The 3714-nt window shown below is 64.8% G+C and carries 5 protein-coding genes; 1 reads left to right on the top strand and 4 read right to left on the bottom strand.

Annotated elements, in window-relative coordinates:
- Positions 1-369, bottom strand: a 369-nt coding sequence (locus QZ186_RS11510) for an alpha/beta fold hydrolase (protein ID WP_296416973.1), incomplete at its 3' end; no start/stop codon positions are given.
- A gap of 92 nt (positions 370-461) precedes the next feature.
- On the opposite strand from QZ186_RS11510, the gene QZ186_RS11505 reads away from it, so the two are divergent.
- A complete protein-coding gene (locus QZ186_RS11505) occupies positions 462-746 on the top strand; it encodes a hypothetical protein (RefSeq protein WP_296416971.1) in 285 nt (94 codons plus the stop codon).
- Here QZ186_RS11505 and QZ186_RS11500 read toward each other — a convergent pair.
- The 3 genes from QZ186_RS11500 to QZ186_RS11490 form a co-directional block, all read right to left on the bottom strand.
- Positions 743-1183: an RNA-binding protein gene (locus QZ186_RS11500; RefSeq protein WP_296416969.1), complete on the bottom strand. Its 441-nt coding sequence runs from the start codon at positions 1181-1183 to the stop codon at positions 743-745. The two genes, QZ186_RS11505 and QZ186_RS11500, sit on opposite strands and share 4 nt — an antisense overlap.
- A gap of 75 nt (positions 1184-1258) precedes the next feature.
- Positions 1259-2653, bottom strand: a complete 1395-nt coding sequence (argH, locus tag QZ186_RS11495; RefSeq protein WP_296416967.1) for an argininosuccinate lyase — start codon at positions 2651-2653, stop codon at positions 1259-1261.
- Between the two features lie 24 nt (positions 2654-2677).
- Positions 2678-3714, bottom strand: a 1037-nt coding sequence (locus QZ186_RS11490) for a PP2C family protein-serine/threonine phosphatase (protein WP_296416965.1), incomplete at its 5' end; no start/stop codon positions are given.

The raw sequence follows: 3714 nt of genomic DNA, 5'->3' as shown, positions 1-3714 counted from the left end.
CTCGCCCTGCTCATCGGAGAACGGTCCAGCGGCATTTAGCAACGCCACGCCCGCGCTGTCTGAACCCAACGCCGCCCCAGCTGCCAGGGCGGCGTACCCCCCCAGGGAGTTACCAACAATCACCGTGGGGCGGCCGATGCGCTCCCTGACGTAGCTCACCAACTGATCGCGCCAAAGGGCACCGCCATAGCTGGGGCCAGCGGGCTTAGCACTGCGGCCAAACCCCAGCAGATCCAAGGCATGGACCTCGTAGTGCTGCTGCAGGGCCGGGATGTTGAAGCGCCAGTGGTCGGTGGAGGCACCAAAGCCATGCACCAACAGCACGGCAGGACGGTCAGCGGGGCTGGTGCCCTGCTGCAGGCAATGGATGGGAAACCCCTGAAACTGCCAGGTGCTCGTGGTCACAGGGGCCTGCTGCTGAAGGGCGATGCTAGGGAGGACCACTGCCTTGGGGGCGCCTGGTGATCACCGACTGGCTGCTGACGAGCTGGAGTCTCTGGCTTCCGGGCACGGCCCTTTGGGCCGTGAGTGCCTATGTCCCCCTCAGTGGGCGGCTGCTGAACGAAGAAGACCCAGCCGGCATAGCCAGCCTCAAGCTGGGAGGCTGCCTTGCCCTGGCCCTTTTGCTGGGCTTCGGCATCAACCTGGGCTTGGGCTTCAGCCTGGGCCCCAGCTGGGGCTCAAGCCTCGGCCTGGTCACAGCGCTCTACGCCCTGTTTTGGGGCGTGATCGCCCGCCAGGACTAATCGCCCTGGTAGCTGCTGCGGCGACGGCGGGTCCGGCCTTCACCAAAGGAATCGTTCTGACTGCCGTAGCTGCGGTCTTCCCAGCCCTGGGCACCGGATGGACGATCACCCCGAGGTTCAGGTGCGCGGTTGGGCTCATAACCACCACCGCCGGAATAACCCCCGCGACGGGGGGCGCCACCGCCGCCGCCGGGAGAACGGGGTTCGGCCTTGTTGATGCGCAGGGGGCGGCCCATCAGTTCAGCCCCTTGCAGGGCGTCGATCGCCCGGTCTTCGCTGTCGGGATCGACGAGTTCGACAAAGGCGAACCCACGCTTGCGGCCGGTATCGCGCTCTAGGGGAAGGGCGCAATTGGCGACCTCACCAAAGGGGGCAAACAACTCGGCGACGTCCTCTTGCTCTGCGCGAAAAGGAAGGTTGCCAACAAAGATGCTCACAGGCCGTCCGGGCCGATTCGGCGTTGATTCAGCCCCAGAACCCTAGACCGGCTGGAGCAATTTGAACGGCTGCTCTCAATCCAACAGCCGCTGTTTGGCCCGCTCCAGTTGCAGCCGGACCTGATCAAACGCCGTCCCCCCTTCACTCCGGCGGGCGGAGACCACCTGACGGGGATGAATGGCCTCAAAGATGTCGGCCTCAAAGGCTGAATGGAGCTGATGCCAACGCTCCAGCGGCAGCTCACGCAAAAGGATCCCCTCCTGCAGGCAGGTTTTGACGAGGCCGCCCACCAATTGATAAGCCTCCCGAAAGGGAACGCCTTTGCCGACTAGATAGTCCGCCACATCCGTGGCATTGGAGAAGTCACTCTCCACCGCCTGCTCCAGACGCTGGGGACGAAACTCCAAACCCTCTTCAAACAGAATCGCCATCGCCTCCAGGCAGGCCAGGGTGGTGGCCACGGCGTCAAACAGGGCCTCTTTGTCCTCCTGGAAATCCTTGTTGTAGGCCAGGGGAAGACCCTTGATCATCACCAGCAGTCCCTGCAGGTGACCGAAGACGCGCCCGCATTTGCCCCGGACCAGTTCGGGGACATCGGGGTTTTTCTTCTGGGGCATCAGGCTGCTGCCCGTGGCGCAGCGATCGGTGAGGCTGACGAAGCGAAACTCCTCGCTGGCCCAGAGGATCACCTCCTCGCTCAGGCGACTCAGGTGCACCATCACCAGGCTGGCGGCCGCACTGAACTCCACCGCGAAATCGCGGTCACTGACGGCATCGAGGCTGTTGGCGTAGACGTCGTCAAAACCCAGGGCGGCGGCCGTGTGACGCCGATCAATCGGTACTGGTGTCCCCGCTAGGGCAGCCGCACCGAGGGGGCAGATGTTGACCCGCTTGCGCAGGTCCTTCAAACGAGCGCGGTCCCGCTCCGCCATCTCCACATAAGCCAGCAGGTGATGGGCCAGGCAGATCGGCTGGGCCCGCTGCAGGTGGGTGTAACCGGGGATCATCACCTCCACGTGGGCTTCGGCCTGGGCGAGCAACGCCTGCTCAAAGCGCACGAGGGCACCATCGATGGCATCGATCTGACCCCGCAGCCACAGGCGCAAATCCGTGCCGACCTGGTCATTGCGGGAGCGGCCGGTGTGGAGCTTTTTGCCCAGGGGCCCCAGGATCGCGATCAACCTTCGCTCCACGGCGAAGTGCACGTCCTCGTCCTCGAGGCCAGGGTTGAACTGGCCTGCGGCCGCCTCAGCGCGCACCTGCTCGAGACCAGCGACCAGCTGCTCAGCCTCCTCGGCCGTGATCACTCCGGTGCTGCCCAACATCCGGGCATGGGCGATCGATCCATCCAGGTCCTGCTGCAGCAGGTTGATGTCAAAACCGATCGAGGCATTGAAGCGCTCAATCGCTGGATGCAGACCCTGCTCAAAACGCTGACTCCAGGTGGAGGAAGAGGAATCAACGGCCATCGGGCCCGGACGTGCTGCTGAATCTCAGCTTGGCAGGCGACTACTCACGCTCGGCAGCGTCACCTCCTCGCGCACCTTCAGCACCACCATCGAGGCATCGTCATCGAGGGGGCGATCCGCTCCAACAAAGCGATCCAGGCGCGCGAACAGCTGATCCAGGATTCCTTGGGCCCCACCGCCGGAGCGGCAGGCCGTTTGCAGGGCCGCAACCAGACGCTCCTCGTCGAAGCGCTCGCCATTGAGGCCAGAGGCTTCCGTGACGCCGTCGGTGTAGCAGAGCAGGACATCGCCTGGCTCCAGCACGATCTGCTCGCAGCCGTACTCCGCCTCGCTCTGCAGACCGATCAACAGACCCGGTGCATCCAGACGTTCGACTGCATGGCGAATCCGCCGCCAGATCAAGGGCGGGTTGTGGGCCGCGTTGGCGTAACGAAGCAACCGGGTGCGGGGGTCGAAGTCGGAATAGAAGAGGGTGACAAAGCGATGGGACTGGGCCAGGTCCTCCTGAGCCAATTGGTTCAGGTCGTGGAGGATCTGATCGGGGGGCAAGCCGCTGGAGACCTCGGCCCGAAGCATGCCCCGCAGCAGCGTCATCAACAGACCGGCTGGGACCCCCTTGCCCATCACATCGCCAATCACCAGGGCCCAACGCCCCTGCTCCCGCTGGCGGCCAATCAGCTGGGGCCGGGTGGGAATGAAATCGAAGTAATCTCCGCCCACTTCAAAGGCAGGCCGGCAGCGCGCGGCCAATTCCACCCCCTCGATCACGGGGCAGTGGTCCGGCAGCAACTGGGCCTGGATTTCACCGCCGGTGGAGAGCTGACGATCGAGGCGCTCATGGCGCCTGGCCTCCTGCAGTAACTGATCCCCCTCCACCGCCACCCCGGCGAGGTCCGCCACGAGTTGGACATGGCGGCGGTGACTCTCGCTCCAGCTCAGGCCGGCCTTGGAACCGAAGACATACAAGCGGCCGCGCACACGACTGCGGGCGGCCAGGGAGGTGGCGACCAAGGGGCGATCCCCCAACTGGCGGCGCACAAGAGCATCCAGCAGTTGGGCCA

This window comes from Vulcanococcus sp. DEBay_Sum29NL08_54 (assembly GCF_017859255.1).
Taxonomy (GTDB): domain Bacteria; phylum Cyanobacteriota; class Cyanobacteriia; order PCC-6307; family Cyanobiaceae; genus Vulcanococcus.
Note: the sequence above shows the minus strand (reverse complement) of the source record. Positions and strands in the feature narration are given on the sequence as shown.